At 73.4% G+C, this 15,928-nt stretch carries 13 protein-coding genes and 1 tRNA gene; 7 read left to right on the plus strand and 7 right to left on the minus strand.

Features of this window, described 5'->3' with window-relative positions; genetic code table 11:
* Window positions 1-75: 75 nt before the first annotated feature.
* Together BM237_RS24720 and BM237_RS24725 are read right to left on the minus strand one after the other, a co-directional pair.
* Entirely contained in the window at window positions 76-903 is an 828-nt protein-coding gene (locus BM237_RS24720; RefSeq protein ID WP_093851937.1) for a YcnI family protein, read from the minus strand.
* A 160-nt stretch (window positions 904-1,063) separates the two neighbouring features.
* Window positions 1,064-1,993, minus strand: coding sequence for a hypothetical protein (locus BM237_RS24725; protein ID WP_093851938.1), 930 nt, complete (start codon window positions 1,991-1,993; stop codon window positions 1,064-1,066).
* A gap of 214 nt (window positions 1,994-2,207) precedes the next feature.
* Here BM237_RS24725 and BM237_RS24730 point away from each other — a divergent pair, with 214 nt between their 5' ends.
* Complete coding sequence (locus BM237_RS24730; protein ID WP_093851939.1) at window positions 2,208-2,819, plus strand: ATP-binding protein; 612 nt, start codon at window positions 2,208-2,210, stop codon at window positions 2,817-2,819.
* A 125-nt stretch (window positions 2,820-2,944) separates the two neighbouring features.
* Here the strand turns inward: BM237_RS24730 and BM237_RS24735 are convergent, their stop codons facing one another.
* Entirely contained in the window at window positions 2,945-4,420 is a 1,476-nt protein-coding gene (locus BM237_RS24735) for an aminopeptidase P family protein (RefSeq protein WP_093851940.1), read from the minus strand.
* Between the two features lie 158 nt (window positions 4,421-4,578).
* Window positions 4,579-6,147: a PP2C family protein-serine/threonine phosphatase gene (locus BM237_RS24740; protein ID WP_175541120.1), complete on the minus strand. Its 1,569-nt coding sequence runs from the start codon at window positions 6,145-6,147 to the stop codon at window positions 4,579-4,581.
* A gap of 733 nt (window positions 6,148-6,880) precedes the next feature.
* On the opposite strand from BM237_RS24740, the gene BM237_RS24745 reads away from it, so the two are divergent.
* Together BM237_RS24745 and BM237_RS24750 are read left to right on the plus strand one after the other, a co-directional pair.
* Entirely contained in the window at window positions 6,881-7,591 is a 711-nt protein-coding gene (locus tag BM237_RS24745; RefSeq protein ID WP_093851941.1) for a bifunctional DNA primase/polymerase, read from the plus strand.
* A 163-nt stretch (window positions 7,592-7,754) separates the two neighbouring features.
* The gene (locus tag BM237_RS24750) at window positions 7,755-8,507 is read left to right on the plus strand and encodes a hypothetical protein (protein WP_175541121.1); all 753 of its coding nucleotides are present in this window, start codon (window positions 7,755-7,757) and stop codon (window positions 8,505-8,507) included.
* A gap of 236 nt (window positions 8,508-8,743) precedes the next feature.
* On the opposite strand, the gene BM237_RS24755 is transcribed toward BM237_RS24750, so the two are convergent.
* The 3 genes from BM237_RS24755 to BM237_RS24765 all read right to left on the minus strand — a co-directional run bounded on the left by BM237_RS24755 (window position 8,744) and on the right by BM237_RS24765 (window position 11,357).
* Window positions 8,744-9,712: a DUF5926 family protein gene (locus BM237_RS24755; RefSeq protein ID WP_093851942.1), complete on the minus strand. Its 969-nt coding sequence runs from the start codon at window positions 9,710-9,712 to the stop codon at window positions 8,744-8,746.
* Window positions 9,713-9,814: 102 nt separating this feature from the next.
* The gene (locus BM237_RS24760) at window positions 9,815-10,360 is read right to left on the minus strand and encodes an ATP-binding protein (protein WP_093851943.1); all 546 of its coding nucleotides are present in this window, start codon (window positions 10,358-10,360) and stop codon (window positions 9,815-9,817) included.
* A 190-nt stretch (window positions 10,361-10,550) separates the two neighbouring features.
* Entirely contained in the window at window positions 10,551-11,357 is an 807-nt protein-coding gene (locus BM237_RS24765; protein ID WP_093851944.1) for a glycerophosphodiester phosphodiesterase, read from the minus strand.
* A 188-nt stretch (window positions 11,358-11,545) separates the two neighbouring features.
* On the opposite strand from BM237_RS24765, the gene BM237_RS24770 reads away from it, so the two are divergent.
* The 4 genes from BM237_RS24770 to BM237_RS24790 all read left to right on the plus strand — a co-directional run bounded on the left by BM237_RS24770 (window position 11,546) and on the right by BM237_RS24790 (window position 15,765).
* Complete coding sequence (locus tag BM237_RS24770) at window positions 11,546-13,186, plus strand: S1C family serine protease (protein WP_093851945.1); 1,641 nt, start codon at window positions 11,546-11,548, stop codon at window positions 13,184-13,186.
* A 48-nt stretch (window positions 13,187-13,234) separates the two neighbouring features.
* Window positions 13,235-13,321 (plus strand) — tRNA-Ser (locus BM237_RS24775).
* A gap of 87 nt (window positions 13,322-13,408) precedes the next feature.
* Window positions 13,409-13,879 (plus strand): GNAT family N-acetyltransferase, encoded by a 471-nt coding sequence (locus tag BM237_RS24780; protein WP_175541122.1) that lies wholly within the window; start codon window positions 13,409-13,411, stop codon window positions 13,877-13,879.
* 719 nt (window positions 13,880-14,598) lie between these two features.
* A complete protein-coding gene (locus tag BM237_RS24790; RefSeq protein ID WP_245794017.1) occupies window positions 14,599-15,765 on the plus strand; it encodes a HEAT repeat domain-containing protein in 1,167 nt (388 codons plus the stop codon).
* Window positions 15,766-15,928 lie beyond the last annotated feature (163 nt).

Genomic DNA, 15,928 nt, shown 5'->3' on the forward strand with positions numbered 1-15,928 from the left:
TGTGGTGGTGGGCGGCGGCCGCGGACCCGGAGGGGGCCGCCGGTGCGGGCGGGCCCCTCCGGGGGCGGCCGGGTGTCAGGAGGTGCGGCGGCGTCCGGCCAGGACGCCGAAGGCGACGCCGGCGGCCCCGACGGCGATGCCGGTGACGGCGAGGACGCGGGCGGTGGTGTCGGAGGCGTCCGCCGCGCCGCCCGCCTCGCCCTGGGCCGCGGTCTCGGTACCGGTCTCGGTGCCGGCGGCGGCCTGGTCGGTACCGGTCTCGGTGCCGGCGTCCGCGTCACCGCCGTGGCCGCCCCCGGAGGGCGGGACGAGGTTCAGCACGGGCGCCGGGTGCTCCGGCTCCTCGCCCCCCTCGCCCTCGGCGGGCGGCTCCTCGATCCAGCGCACGACCTCGTCGTTGCCGTACGTCTGGACGGCCTTGAGGACGAGCCGGTCGGTGTCCTCGGGAAGCTTCCCGACGGAGACGGGGAACTGCTGGAAGGTGCCCGGCTCGATGCCGCCGCCGGTCTCCGTCCAGATGATCTTGGAGGGGACCTCGGTGAGCTTCCGGCCGTGGGCCTCCACGGGCTCGGCCGGCTTGGCCTTGGTCACCTTCACCTCCCAGCCGGGCACCGGCTGGGGCATCACCGAGGCGAGCGGGTGGTCGGCGGGGAAGGTGACCTCCACCTTGACGGTGGAGGCGTCGTCCCGCTCGTTGGGGACCTTGACGTCGATCGTCGTGTAGCCGCCCTGCTCGGCCTCGCCGGGGTTGACGGAGATGTGGGCGGCGGCCGGTCCGGCGGCGGCGAGGGCCAGGGCGGCCGCGACGGCGCCGGCCGCGGCGAGACGGCGGACGGACGGCACGGCGGACGACGCGGCGAGCGGCACGGTGGACGGCTTGGTGACCGGTGTCTGGGACTGCATGCTGAAGGACACTCCTCATCAGGCATGGGGGCGCTCCCCGGCCGCGACCGCACTTGGGTCGGGGAGGCGCGCTCTGCGCCTCCCGGCCGGACGAGCCCGGGCATGGTGCGCGGCGGCGGGCGCACCATGCCCGTGCTCGGGAGAGCGGGGAGCGTGCGCTTCAGGCCGCGAGGGTCAGATCCCGCGCGGCGGGCGGCCCGCGCCTGACCACCGAGTGCGACGGCAGCAGGGAGGCGGGCGGAACCGGGCCGCCGGCCGCGTCCGCGCGCGGGGCGCGCACCGGCACGGCGTCCTCGGGCAGCAGCCCGCGCAGCAGGGCGCGTACGCAGCGCAGCGCGGTGCGCAGGGCGCGTACGAGCAGCCCGCAGAGTCCGCCGGTGAACCCGTCGAGCCCGTCGAGCCCGTCGAGTCCGTCGGCGAAGTGGGCCGACAGCCCCACCAGCCGCCACAGTGCGGCGTCGCCGCGCCGCAGCAGCCAGCCCATGGCGAGCGCGGCCAGCAGATGGCCGAGCAGCATGGGGGCGGAGAGCAGCGAAAGTGCGGAGTTCACGGCGTACCGCAGGCAGTCGGCCGCGCCGCCGATCGCCGTGCCGGCCGTCGCACCGGCCACCGTGTCGGCGGCGCCCGCGGCGGTGTGCCCCCCGGCGGCGTGGCCGCCGGGGAGGGCTCCGGAGAGCCCGGCGTCGGCGACGATGCGCCGGGCCTCGGCCTCGCTCAGGGCGGCGGCGGCCCGGTCGTTGCACAGCAGCCGCCCGGCCAGCGCGAGCACCCCGCCGTCGCCCCGGTCCGGGGCGGCCGGGGTCTGGGTCTGGGCCGTGTGCGCGGCCTGGCCGCAGGAGAAGAGGAAGTGCAGAGCGACCTGCCCCAGGGCCAGCAGCGCCGCGATGCCCGGCAGCGAGCGCTCGCGTCCGGCCAGCGGCACGGCGGTGGCGAGCACGGCCGCGAAGCCGGCCAGGACCGCCCACACCGACAGGGACTGCCCGGCGGCGGACACGTGACCGGCCGCGGACAGCGTGACGCAGACCGCGGCGAACACCGCGGCCCGCAGCAGTCGCAGGTCGGCGGCGGCACGCGCGACGGGGGCTCTCATGGCCGGGCCATCATCTCATCACCCGTCCGGCCGCGACACGGGGCACCCTCACAACGCGGTTGACAACCGGACGAGGGGATCACCTCGTACATTTTCCGTACATTGCGGAACTCATCGGGTCCGCCGAATGAGGGGTAGCGCGCCGCCGCCGTGCTTACCGTCGCCGCCCCGGGCAATACGTAGCGTATGTCGAGCCGCAGCCAGGAGGCTGAGCATGAGCATCTGGTGGTCTCTCCACTTGCGGCGTGAGGCTGCGAGCGTCCCGCTCGCCCGGCGGCTCCTGCTCGGGGCCATGGAGACGGCGGGGGTCGATCCCGACGTCTCCTACGACCTGTCGATCGCGCTCTCGGAGGCCTGTGCGAACGCGGTCGAGCACGGCGGTCCCGGGGGTACGGGGCCGGCGGGCGCCGGGGAGTACCACGTGACGGCGTACATCGATGACGACATGTGCCGCATCGAGGTGACCGATCACGGGCCGGGCTTCGTGGACGGGTACCGCAGCGCGCCCCGCGCCGCGACCGCCGACACGGTCACTGACACGACCGCCGACACGGCCGCCGACGCCGTCGGCACGAACAGTCCGTCGGACCTCGATGCGGCGACCGCCTTCGGGCCCCTGTTCGCCAGAAGCGCGGGCCCGGCCCGCGACGGGTTCCGCGAGGAGGCGCGCGACGGGGTCCACACCGACGAGCACGGCCGGGGCCTGTTCCTGATCGAGGCCCTCGCCGACCACGTCGACTTCCGCAACCGTCCGGGGGACGGCGCCATGGTCTGCTTCGACAAGCTCCTCAAGTGGCGGGAGGACTCGCTGCTGAGGGCGTCCTGAGCGCGGGCCCGGCCGATTCCGCGGCCGGGCTCCCGCTCTGTCCCGTGCGCTGTCCCGTGCGCTGTCCCGTGCTCTGTCCCGTGGCGGGACGTCAGCCCCGCGCACCGTGACAGGGCGCCCGGACGTCAGCCCCGCAGGCGCGCCATCCACTCCTCGACCTCGTCCGAGCGGCGCGGCAGCGCGGCGGAGAGGTTCCGGTTGCCGTCCTCGGTGACGAGGATGTCGTCCTCGATGCGCACGCCGATGCCCCGGTACTCCTCGGGCACCGTCAGGTCGTCCGGCTGGAAGTACAGGCCCGGCTCCACCGTCAGGCACATGCCCGGCTCCAGCGTGCCCTCGGCGTACGCCTCGCGGCGCGCCGCGGCGCAGTCGTGGACGTCCATGCCGAGCATGTGGCCGGTGCCGTGCAGCGTCCAGCGGCGCTGGAGGCCCAGCTCCAGGACCCGCTCGACCGGGCCCTCCACCAGGCCCCACTCCACCAGCCGCTCCGCCAGCACGCGCTGCGCGGCGTGGTGGAAGTCCAGGTACTTCGCGCCGGGCTTCACCGCCGCGATGCCCGCCTCCTGCGCGTCGTACACGGCGTCGTAGATCTTCCGCTGGAGGTCGGTGAAGCGGCCGTCGACCGGCATGGTGCGGGTGACGTCGGCGGTGTAGAGGGTGTGGGTCTCCACGCCGGCGTCCAGCAGCAGCAGGTCGCCGGAGCGGACGGGGCCGTCGTTGCGCACCCAGTGCAGGGTGGTCGCGTGCGGCCCGGAGGCGCAGATCGAGCCGTAGCCGATGTCGTTGCCCTCCACGCGGGCGCGCAGGAAGAAGGTGCCCTCGATGTAGCGCTCGGAGGTGGCCTGAGCCTTGTCGAGCACGCGGACGACGTCCTCGAAGCCGCGCACGGTGGAGTCGACGGCCTTCTGCAGCTCGCCGACCTCGAAGTCGTCCTTGACCAGGCGCATCTCGGAGAGGAAGACCCGCAGCGCCTCGTCGCGCTCGGCGGTGGTCTTGTCGGAGAGGGCGGCCTCGACGCCCGCGTCGTGGCCGCGCACCACGCGCACGTCGCCGGACGCCTCGCGCAGCACGTCGGCCACGGTGCGCACGTCCCGGCAGGGCATGCCGTAGAGCTTCTCGGCCTCGGTGAGGCTGTTGCGGCGGCCCACCCACAGCTCGCCCTGGCCGTCCAGCCAGAACTCGCCGTTGCCGCGGTCGGAGCGGGGCAGCAGGTACAGGACGCCGTCGTGGCCGCCGTCCGCCCTCGGCTCCATGACCAGGACGCCGTCCTCGGTCTGGTCGCCGGTGAGGTAGGCGTACTCGACGGAGGCGCGGAAGGCGTACTCGGTGTCGTTCGAGCGGGTCTTGAGGTTGCCCGCGGGGACCACCAGGCGCTCGCCGGGGAAGCGGGCGGAGAGCCGCGCGCGCCGCTCGGCGGTGTGCGCGGCCTGTGGGACGGGGTCGAGGTCGCGCAGCTCGGTGTCGGCCCAGCCGGACTTCATGTTCTCGGCGAGCTCGTCGGAGACGCCCGGGTACAGGCCGTTCTTCCGCTGCTTGATCGGCTCCTCCGAGGTGGGTTCGCCCTGCTCCTCCGGGGTCTCCGGCGTCTGCTGGTCAGCCACGTCGCTGCCTCCTCCTGCTGGTGGTGTGGGCCTGGTGCGGGCCGACTCCCATCGTAGGTCCGCCCCGGTCGGGGCGGTCGGGGCCTGTGGACAGAGCACGCGAGGGCCTGCGGGCGAAGCCTGGGGACGGGGCCTGGGGGCGAGGCTGCGGACGGGGCTCAGAAGCGGGCGGCCAGCAGCACGACGTCCTCGGAGTCCTCGGAGTCCCCGGTGTTCCCGGCGTCCCCGTCCCCGGTACCGCCCGCACCGTCCCGCCCACCGGGCAGCACCGAGCGCAGCAGATGGTCCAGCAGCGCGTCGGGGTCGGCGCGTACGGCCGGGGCGGCGGCGACGGCCGCGGCCCGGAGCCGGGCGAAGGCGCGCTCCAGCGGTTCGCCGGTGCGGTGCAGCAGGCCGTCGCTGTAGAGCAGGAGCGTTTCCCCGGGCGCCAGGTCCACCTCGACACTGGGCGCCTCCCAGCAGGCGAGCATGCCCAGCGGCGCGGAGAGCGCGGTCTCCACGACCTCGGTGCGCTCCGGACCGACGATCAGCGGCGGGCAGTGTCCGGCCCCGGCCAGCACGATCCTGGTGCCCGCCTCCGGACCGCCCCCGGTCCGCGGCGTCCGCTCGGCGTACCCGAACAGCGCGGTCGCCGACCGGGCCGGCTCGGTCAGCCGCAGCAGCAGCTCCAGGTCGGACAGGACCGCGACCGGGTCCTCGCCCTCCATCACCGCGTACGCCCGCATCGAGGCCCGCAGCCGCCCCATCGCGGCCAGTGCGTCCGGGCCGGATCCGGTGACCCCGCCCACGCTCAGCCCCAGCGCCCCCTCGGGCAGCGGCAGTACGTCGTACCAGTCGCCGCCGCCGCGCGGGCCGGTGCGGTGCCGTACCGCCAGCCGCACCCCCGGCACCCGCGGCAGCCGGGTGGGCAGCAGTCCCTCGCGCACGGTGTCCACGGTGGAGCGGGCGCGGGCGAGGTCCACCTGGCGGGCGATGTGCTCGGCGGCGTGCCGTATGTACAGGCCGAGCAGATGGCGCTGGCGCTCGGTGGGCCGCGCGGGCTCGTCGTACAGCCAGACGGCGGCGCCCAGCCGTCCGGTGCTCCGCGCGGCCAGCGGGACGGCGTGGCTGGCGGCGTAGCCGAGGCGGGCGGCGACCTCGCGGTGGCGCGGGTCGAGGTCCTCGTCCCGGGCGATGTGGGGGTGGGTGATCTCCCGGAGACCGCCGGGGCCTGTTCCTCCGTCCCCTCCGTCCCCTCCGTCCCCGCCCCCGGTACCGGCCTCGACGCCGGTCCCGGGGAGCCCGTCGAGGAGGCGCGCGTGGGAGGCCGAGTCGCGCGGAAGGGTCTCGATGTGGCCGAGGTCCGCCGCTCCCAGGCCGAGTCCGACGGTGGTGTCGGGGCCGAGCCCGTCGGCCGGTTCCAGGGCGATCAGTCCGCGCCGGGCGCCCACCAGGGCGGCTCCGGCGCGGAGCGCCTCGTGCACCGCGCCCTCCAGGGTGTCGGTGCGCACCAGCCGTTCGGTGAGGTCGTGGAGGGTGGTGAGGTCGGAGATCCACCCGGCGAGGCGGTCCTGGACGGCCGCGAGCCGCTCGACGGGACGTGCGAGGGCGGGGTCGTCGACGGCCGGGGGCCGGGGGGAGGGGGCGGACTGCCGGTGGTGCGCGGTCGCCGAGGGCGGAACAGTGTGCTGGGGAAGGGGCGATGGCGATTCGATTCCGGCCAGTTTCGGCGGCTGCTGGGCGCTCATGGGCGGCTGCCCTCAGTGTGGGCCGGCGTCGTCAATAGCATCGCAAACCCCCATGTCGTGCTGCTCCGCTATCAATGTCTTCAGGTGTACACGCCCTGATAACGGGTGTCCAGCATCGCCCCGGCAGGCCGCGGATGTCCCCCGCCGACCGGTTTCCCGTCCGGGTCCGACCGCTGCTCCCGGAGCATCCGAAGGCGTCGCGGGGGTGGCCACGAGCTTGGCCGAAAACGTACCCTGTGCCGAACGGTGCGCGGTCGACTGGCTCCCGGTACGGCGGCGCGTCATCACGATTGACGTGGGTACACGGTCACCCACGGCACGAAGGACTGGGCGGGCGAGCGGCGACCGGGTTCCGGCGGAACCCGGCGACGGATCCGTGCGTCCCACGCAGTGGGAACGAGGCGCGTCCTCGTATGCGCCGAGAGGACCGGAGCACGGCAGGCGGAGGACCGCCGGACGGTACGGCGGTACGGGCGGGCACGAGCGGCGTCCGGCGTGTGCCGGCACGCCGCGTTCCGCGCCCGGTTCACGAACGCCCCGGCCACGGCCGCGGAGAACAGCACGGTGACGCACTGCCCGGGGAGCCCGGGCGCGGTCACACGAGATCCACAGGTGTAACAGGTGTGAGGGACCGGAAGACCGTGATCGGCCTTCTGGTCCTGCTGAGTCCTTGTCAGTGTGCTTGTCGACGTTTTTTGTCGATCCATGGCGTTACGGAAAGGAACGAGCGCTGATGCGCGAGATCCTCGGAAGGCGACGCATGACCCGCTGGGCGCTGCGCGACGCGGCGCTCGTGTGCGCGACACGGTGGGGGTGGCCCGTGCTGCCCGGTGTGGCGCCGCGGGAGTCCAGGCGCCTGACCGCACGCCAGTCGGGGCAGCCTCGAGGGCGCTGCTCCTGTCCCCGGCCCGACTGCGTGGTGCCCGGCGCGCACCCCTTCGACCCCGAACTGCCGGCGGCCACCACCGACGAGCGCATGGTGCGCTGGTGGTGGACCAACCGGCCCGACGCGCCGATCCTGCTGGCCACCGGCGGCCGCGCCCCCTGTGCGCTGAGCCTCCCGGCGGCCGCGGGGACCCGGGCGCTGGAGGAGTTCGACCGGCTCGGGCTGCGTACCGGCCCGGTGATCGCGAGCCCGACCCGCTGCACGCTGCTGGTGGCGCCGTACGACCTGGAGGAGCTGGGCGAGCTGCTCCACGCCCAGGACTGGGTGCCCAGTTCGCTGCGGTTCCACGGCGAGGGCGGATATGTGGCCCTGCCGCCGTCGCGCACCGGCGCGGGGCAGCTCCGCTGGGAGCGCCCGCCGGCCGCGCTGGGCGTCGGCGCCCGCGGCACCCTGCGCGGGGGCGGTGTGCCGTGGCTGCCGAGGATGGAGCCGCTGGTGGACGTGCTGGTGCGGGCGAGCGCGGCCGTCCCGGACACGGGCAGCCGACTGGCGTACTGACTCGCCGGGCCCCGCGGGCCCGGCCCCTGCTCACTCGTACGGGTGATGATGCGCCGGGGTTGGAGGGAAACAGGCGGTCTGCCCGCCGGGACGCCTTCTTCGTCCCGGTATGTTCGGGCCGCCGAAGAGTCCTTTCCCTCCAGCGAGTTGCAGGTGGACCGCCATGTACGAGCCGCGGCAGCGTGCCTCCGGCCTCCGTGTGACCGCGCTCGCGGCCGGGGTCGCCCTCGCGGCGGTCCTGCCGCTCACCGCCGCGACCGCCGGGCCGGACGAGCGGCGACCGGGCGAGGGGCGTACGGCCGTCTCCGCCGCCGACGCCACTGATACCGCCGACGCCACCGACCCCGTCACCGGCTCCGCGCCCGAGCGCTCCCCGCTCCCCCTCCCGCACGGGCTCCTCCCCTCCGAACCGCCCGAGCCCTCCGAACCGCCCGAACCGTCCACGCCGCCCGGAACATCCGGCGCGTACCTGCCGGAGACCTCGGCCTTCTGCGGCTCCTGGGCCACCTCCCCGCGAGGGGTGCGGGCGCAGACCTGCGTCCTGACGCGGGGCGGCGCCGTCTGGGGGCGGGTGTACCACCGGAACTCCACGGGCGAGGCGCTGCACGGCGCCCTGAGTCTGCTCGGCCCCGGCGGCCAGGCGGTCGGCGTCCCCTGCGAACTGCCCGCCGGCGGCCGGGAGGGCGTGTGCGACACCCCGCACCGGCGTGTGAAGGGAAACCCCCCGGACGGCGGGCCGTACACGGCGGTGGCGGAGGTCGCGGCACCGGACGGGGAGGGGCTGCTGCTGCGTTCCGGCAGCGAAACCGGGGGTGAAACCGGCAGCGAAACCGGGGGCGCCGGTGAAGCCGTGGAGGGCGGGGACGGCAAAGGCGGCAAAGAAGGCGCCCGGTCCGCCGACTCCCGCTGGGAATAAGGGAGTCGGGGGCCGCCCGCACGCGCCGAACCCGTATGCGGGAAGTGCGGGCATGAAAAGACCCGGTCGCTGGCGACGGGGGATGCACCAGCGACCGGGCTGCAAGAACCGTAACAAGTAACGGCCCGTTCGCAAATTCCACCGACGTCTTCCGGCCGCCTGTCTACCTGCGAGTACGTCCCGTTGTGACGGGAATCACTTGCCTTTTTCTTCTCTCATCAGCCGGAATTCGTCTGTCAGTTGAGAGTGATCTGGCGATTTGTGAATCCACTGCGCGCCCGGCGCTCCTCCGCGGTGAGCGGATCGGTGGACTCCAGCGCCTCGGCGAGTCGTTCCGCGAAGGCCGCGGCCGGCTTCTCGCACTCCTGCGCGCCCATCGCGCTCGGCAGATCCCACACCGGGACCATCAGGCCGTGCGCCCGGAAGGAGCCGACCAGCCGTGTGCCCTCGCCCAGCGACGACGACCCCGCCGCGTGCAGCCGGGCGAGCGCGTCCAGCAGCCGTTCCTCCGGGTGCGGCATGACCCAGCGCAGGTGGTTCTTCTCCGGGGTCTCGCACCAGTACGCGGCCTCCACCCCCTCCAGCCGGGCGGTCGGCAGGGCGGCGGAGTTGGCGCGCTCCAGCGAGGCGGCGACCTCCGGGCTCTGGTTGCCGGCGTCCTCCACCCAGAACTCGAAGCCGCTGTGCACCTCGGGCACGAAGGACGCGTCGAGGTCCAGCAGGTCCTGCAGGCGCGGGGCGTCGGCGGGGATGCGCTCGGCGGCCACCGGGGTGCCCGGCTTCGCCGTCAGGGCCCGCCGCAGCACATCGGCCAGATCGCGGCTGATGTCGCCGGAGGGGGTGTCGTTCTGCACACCCAGCAGCACGGCCCCGTTGTCACGGCGCAGCGCGGGCCAGGCCATCGGCAGGACGGTGGCCAGCGTCACCGAGGGGACGTCCTCGGGCAGCTCCTCCCTCAGCTTCAGCGGCACCGTCGCGGCGGGCACCAGCTCGCGCAGCGCCACCCAGTCGCACTCCCCGGGCAGCCCCTCGAACGGGCGGCGCACCAGCTCGGTCACCGCCTGCGCGGCGGCACGCCCGTGGCAGGCCTTGTAGCGGCGGCCGGATCCGCAGGGGCAGGGCTCGCGGGCGCCGACGACGGGGATCTCACCGTCGGCGAGCCGCGGCTTGGCGGCCTTGGTCTGGGGTCGGCGCTTCTTGGCCATGGGGTGGGGTCTCCCGGTCTCTGAGGACGCTTTCGGCGCGAGCCTAGCCCTTGGGGCCGAGGCGGCACGCGTACGCGGGGGAGACCACCCGGAACGACTACCTCAGAGGTCCTCCAGGCCCTCCAGCTCCGACAGGTCAAAGCGCATCGAGGAGGAGAAGGCGTCGTCCTCCGACGGCGCCACCACCGCCCACACCGTCACCCCGCCGTGGCCGTGCCCGTGTCCGTGACCCTGCCCATGACCGTGGCCGTGTCCGCGACCGCCGCGGTCCTCGCGCACGCCCCAGTCGCTGGCGAGCGAGGTGATGATCGACAGCCCTCTGCCGCCCCGCGCCGTCACCGACGGGCTGGACGGCCGGGGTCTGGTGGGGCCCCCGCCGTCGGTCACGGAGACGCTCACCCCGCCATCGGCGGTGCGGCCCCAGGCCGCGCGCACGCAGTCGCTCACGCCGATCGGTCTGGCGTGCCGGTACGCGTTGCTGAGAAGTTCGGAAAGAATGAGAACCGCGTCGTCCACGACGGCTTCGGGCGTACCGGAGCCGAGAAGCTCCTCGCGCATCCTGCGCCTCGCCGCACCCACGCCCGCGGGACCGTGGGGTACGGCCATCGTCGACGACGTCGGCGCCTCCTGTGCAACCACCAACGCCACCCCCGAGACCTCCTTGTTCGCCCCACGCCACGTGATGGATGCCCTTTTGCCCGACGGCGGAAACCGCCCGACCCGGTACCGTGACGCAGCCCTCACCGCCCGTTCACCACCGGTGGCTCCGAGTGCGCCGTGGTGCGCGGGCCGCCCCGCTCCGGTCCCCGCTCAGCACCCGCCCCGCCCCGGTCCCGGCTCAGTCCCGGAACATCTCGTCGAGCTGGGACAGCACGTGCCGGGGCCGGTTGGTGATGATGGCGTCCACGCCGAGCAGCGCGCACAGCTCCACGTCGGCCGGATCGTCCACCGTCCACACGTGCACCCGGTGGCCCTCCCGGTGCGCCCACGCCACGTACTCGGGGTGGTTGCGCAGGATGCGGATGCTCGGCCCGGCGATCCCCACGCCCGGCGGCAGCCTCCCGTCGCGGTGGCGCGGCAGCAGGAACTGCATCAGGTAGACGGTGGGGATCCACGGCGCCGCGGCCCGTATCCGGTGCAGGGAGCGCGCCGAGAAGCTCATCACGCGCACGGGGATGGCCGGATCGTGACGGGCCAGCACCCGCAGCAGCTCCTCCTCCACCTGCCCCGCCCAGCGGGTGGGGTGCTTGGTCTCGATGGCCAGCTCCACCCGGCGCCCCGCGGAGGCCTGCTCCTCCACCAGTCGCAGCAGCCGCTCCAGGGTGAGGACGGAGGTGTGCTCGCGGCTCTCGGTCTCGGGCGACTCCTCGTCGCCGAGCCGCCCCTTCCAGGAGCCGAAGTCCAGTTCGGCCAGTTCGGCCAGCTCCAGCGAGGAGACGGCGCCGCGGCCGTTGGAGGTACGGTTGACGCGGCGGTCGTGGACGCACACCAGGTGCCCGTCGGCGGTGAGCCGCACATCGCACTCCAGCGCGTCGGCGCCGTCCTCGACGGCTCTGCGGTACGCGGCCAGGGTGTGTTCGGGGGCGTCCTCGGAGGCCCCGCGGTGGGCGACGACTGAGATGGGGCGCCGGGATCCGGGCGACATCTGGGGCTGGTCAGGGCTCACCGCGTTATGGTGCCACCCCGCCCCGTGCGCGGCGGCCCGGGCGTCCGTTCGGACGGGTGCGCTTACGCCGGTCCGACGTGCGGTGGGAGAAGCTTGACGCCATACACCTGAATACGCGCGCCGCCTCCGGGAAGGTGCGCGACTGTCGTGTACCTGAGGAGAGAGCTGTGAGCACCGAGAACGAGGGCGCCGCCGGCGAGCACGCGGCCGGCGCCCCCGTGCCGCACCCGCCGGCCGACCGGTCCGCCGCGAACGACGCCGCCGCGCCCAGGACACCGACCGACAGCCCGCCGGAGGACTACGACCTCCAGGCCCCCGCCCCCGCCCCGGAGGCGGCGCCGAGGGACGAGTCGACGACCCTCCTGCGGAAGATCGAGCCGGAGGGCCCCCAGCCGTCGCCCCAGCCCGGCCACCAGTCCCCCGCCGCACAAGGCCACGCCGAGCAGGGGCACGTCGCACAGGGGCAGGCGCAGGGCCACCCGGCCCCGCAGCCCCCGCAGGGCCACCACGCCCCGCAGGACCCCCCCGCCGCGTACGCCTCCCCCGCCCCCCACTCCTCCGCCGGGCAGTGGGGCGCACCGGGCGGCGGCTACGACGCCTACGGCACCCCGCAGCCCGCCCCCGGCACCCCCGGCGGCGGCCCGGCCTCCCCCTGGGGCGCGCCGCTCGCCTCCCCGCCGCCCCCAGAGGGTGGGAAGAAGAAGCGCGGCTTCGGCGCCCTGATCGCCGCCGTCGCGGCGGCGGCCCTCCTCGCGGGCGGCGTCGGCACGGGCGTCGGCTTCTGGGCCGCCGACCGCGCGGACCGCGGCTCGACGACCATCTCCGCCGACGGCGGCCTCGAACAGGTCGACCGCGCCCCCGACTCCGTCGCCGGCATCGCGGCCAAGGCCCTGCCCAGCGTCGTGACGATCCAGGCCGAGGGCGGCGGCGAGAGCGGCACCGGCACCGGCTTCGTCTACGACCAGCAGGGCCACATCATGACCAACAACCACGTGGTGGCCAGCGCGGCCGACGGCGGCGAGCTGACCGCCACCTTCTCCGACGGCCGCGAGTACGACGCCGAGGTCGTCGGCCTGGCCCAGGGCTACGACGTGGCGGTCATCAAGCTGAAGAACGCCGGCGACGCCAAGCTCACCCCGCTGCCGCTCGGCAACTCCGACAAGGTCCAGGTCGGCGACGCCACCATCGCCATCGGCGCCCCGTACGGCCTGTCCGGCACGGTCACCACCGGCATCATCAGCGCCAAGAACCGCCCCGTGGCCTCCAGCGACGGCCAGGGCTCCAAGGCCTCCTACATGAGCGCCCTCCAGACCGACGCCTCCATCAACCCCGGCAACTCCGGCGGCCCGCTGCTCAACGCCAAGGGCGCGGTCATCGGCATCAACTCCGCCATCCAGTCGGCCGGCGGCGGCCTCGGCCAGGGCGCGCCCGGCAGCATCGGCCTCGGCTTCGCCATCCCGATCAACCAGGCCCAGCGTGTGGGCAAGGCCCTGATCGAGACCGGCGAGCCCGTCTACCCGGTCATCGGCGTCCAGGTCGACCTCCGCGCCCAGGGCAACGGCGCCCGCATCATCGAGGACACCGACGACGGCAGCGACCCCATCACCCCGGGCGGCCCGGCCGACAAGGCGGGCCTGAAGCCGGGCGACGTGATCACCAGGCTCGACGGTGTCCCGATCGACAGCGGCCCCACCCTGATCAGCGAGATCTGGGCCCACGAGCCGGGCGAGAAGATCTCGATCACCTACATGCGTGGCGGCAAGCAGAACAAGGCCGAACTGACCCTGGGTTCCCGCGAGGGCGACTGACGAACCGGCTAGGCTGTCCCCCACGCCGTACCGCACGGCGCGGCGTGGGGAGGCTTGCCCGAGCGGCCTAAGGGAACGGTCTTGAAAACCGTCGTGGTGGCGACACCACCGTGGGTTCAAATCCCACAGCCTCCGCACCTCACAACGGCCCCCGACCAGCGCATGCGGTCGGGGGCCGTTGGCGTTCCGGGAGTGTCAGTGGTCGGCGGCAGACTCGTCGGCATGGGTGACCAGGTGCGCTTGAGAGACGTCGAATCGGCCGATCTGGAGGAGTTCTTCACGCAGGAGCACGATCCCGAGGCCGTGCGGCGGTCGAAGTTCCCGCCCCGGGAGCGGGAGGCCTTCATGACTCACTGGAGGACGAGGGTCCTCGGCGATCCCACCGTCTTCGTGCAGGCCGTCACCGTCGACGGGGAACTGGCGGGCAACATGGTGGCTTGGTGGGACGAGGGACGGCGCTTCATCGGGTACTGGCTCGGCAGACGGCACTGGGGCCGGGGCGTCGGCACGCGGGCCCTGGCGCTGTTCCTGGAGCGGGAGAAGACCCGTCCCCTGTACGCCGATCCCTTCGCCGGGAACACCGGCTCGGTGCGGCTGCTGGAGAAACACGGCTTCCGGCGTACCGGGACGGTCCGGTACGGCGAGCACGAGCACATCGTTCTGGTGCTCGACGAAGTCCCGGCCCAGCGGTAGGTTTCCCTGCCTCCCGGTCGATGCTCAGTACGGTTTCGGGGTCTGCCCAGCAGGTTCGCCGGCGGAACGTCCTCTCCCACGGCCCACGACGGCCGAGCCGAGACAACCACGTGCTGTGCTACCCCGCACAAGTGAGTCTGATCTTGATCTGGTGGTTGTGCTCGGTGTGCCAGATCACCTCACCCTCGACCCGCGTTCCGAGAGCGGGCAGAGATGTTCCACGGGGGAAAGAGGCGACCTCAACTCGCTTCCGCCGGTTACTGCGTCCGGAGATGTTGAAGGCGGCGCCAGGGAGGGATCAAGGCGTCCGACACCTGCTGTCGGACGCCATCGGGCTGTCAGTAGCTAGCGACACGGACTGTCAGCGGCCGGCGACATGACGGGTGTCAGTAGGGGCTGACGTCGTCGCCGTCGACCACCACACCGGCCGCTACAGCAAGATCCCCGAGCTCAAGTCCGGACCCGCGACCCACATCCCCACCGCCCGCGGTCCCGGCCGCGTCTGGGAGTCCGGCCCGAACCCGACCTCGCCATCGCCGGGCGCCTCGGCGTCGGCCGCTCCACCCTCTACCGGACCCTGGCCACGTACGACGAAGCTGCCGCCACCCGAACCAGCCTCCCCGAACCCACTCCTCGACGACGACATCCCGCACTCCTGAAAAACCCCCGGCACCCTGGTACAACCACTTGTCAGTGCTGTTCGGCAGGGTGTGTATGTGATGAATCGAGACGAGGAACGTGCCGCCCGCATCTGGTCCGGACTGCCTCCGACGGCCAGAGAGCTGCTCGTGGCAACCGAATGGGACGCTCTGCAGCATGCGTATGGGAGTGCCGGGGAAATCCCGCCGTACCTGTGCCAACTCCTGGACGAGGACCCTGAGGTGCAGGCCGAGGCACTGGGAATGCTCGAGATGTCCGTGCTGCACCAAGGATCCCTGTACAGCGCCACCCCGCCCGCCGCACGGTTCGTGGCGGCGATCCTGCCTCATCCCCGGACTCTGGCCGAGCACGAGAGCTTCTTCCCCTGGGACGACCGGACCCGGCCACTGCGAGCCGCACTGCTCGACTGGCTCGGCCAGATGGTCGACTCGGCTTCCTACGGTGAGGACCCCGGCGACGAGGTCGAGTACGGGGGTGAGCGCGACGGCCAAGACGAAGACGAACTCGAAGCGATCCGCGCATGCCGAAATATCCGACCCGAGCTCTACGACGCGGTCGAACCGTTCCTCGACGATCCGCATCCGGACACCCGAGAGGCAGCGCTCGGCACGGTCACCCTGCTTCTGAAGGCACCCGACCTCGCAGAACTGGTCCCCCGCGTCGCCCGCCGCCTGCGAAGCGTTCTCGCAGCAGACGGCAGCCGCCGAGAACGCTCCTCCGCGGCTCTGGCAATGGGCGCCTGGGGCCAGGACACCACCGGTTTCCTCGACGATCCCGATCCCGCCGTGCGCGCCTGCGCCGCTCTGGCCACCGGATGCGCGCACACACCCCGCGCCACCGCCGTCCTGCTCGAAGCCCTGCAGAACCCGGCCGAGGCAGACCACTGGTTCCCCGACCCCCTTCCCCAGATTGACGGCTGGTTCCGCTTCACCCTCCTGAAGGCCGTCCTTGACCGCGTCGACGCCTTCGAGGACCTGGCCCCAGCGGCCATGGCCCTGATACCGCTCGCCAGCGATTACACCGTCGACCAGGACTGGGGTCCGCTGCTCGTCAAAGCCTTCCCCACCGGCTACAGCCCTGACCTGCCGCTGTCGGCCGTGCAACGGGAGCTTCTGCGAGCCGTCACCGCCAATGACGAATGCTGGGGAAACATCGGCAACAAATTCCGCTGGCTCAGAGAGGCCAACCTGCCGGAGCAGCGCGACGACATCCGAGCCCTGCTCTGATGACAAAACCCTGCGCCGCACCGACATCCACTCCGCGCACGACATCTTCCACCGGATGTCAGTGAACGCTTCTCATCCTGAGCGCCAGGCGATCTCGATGGCGTGAACGGCGGCGACCGTGCGACCGATGCGGTTGGTGCTGCACCGGGCCTTGCGGAGGATC

This window comes from Streptomyces mangrovi, from assembly GCF_900114215.1.
In the GTDB taxonomy this organism is placed as follows: domain Bacteria; phylum Actinomycetota; class Actinomycetes; order Streptomycetales; family Streptomycetaceae; genus Streptomyces; species Streptomyces barkulensis.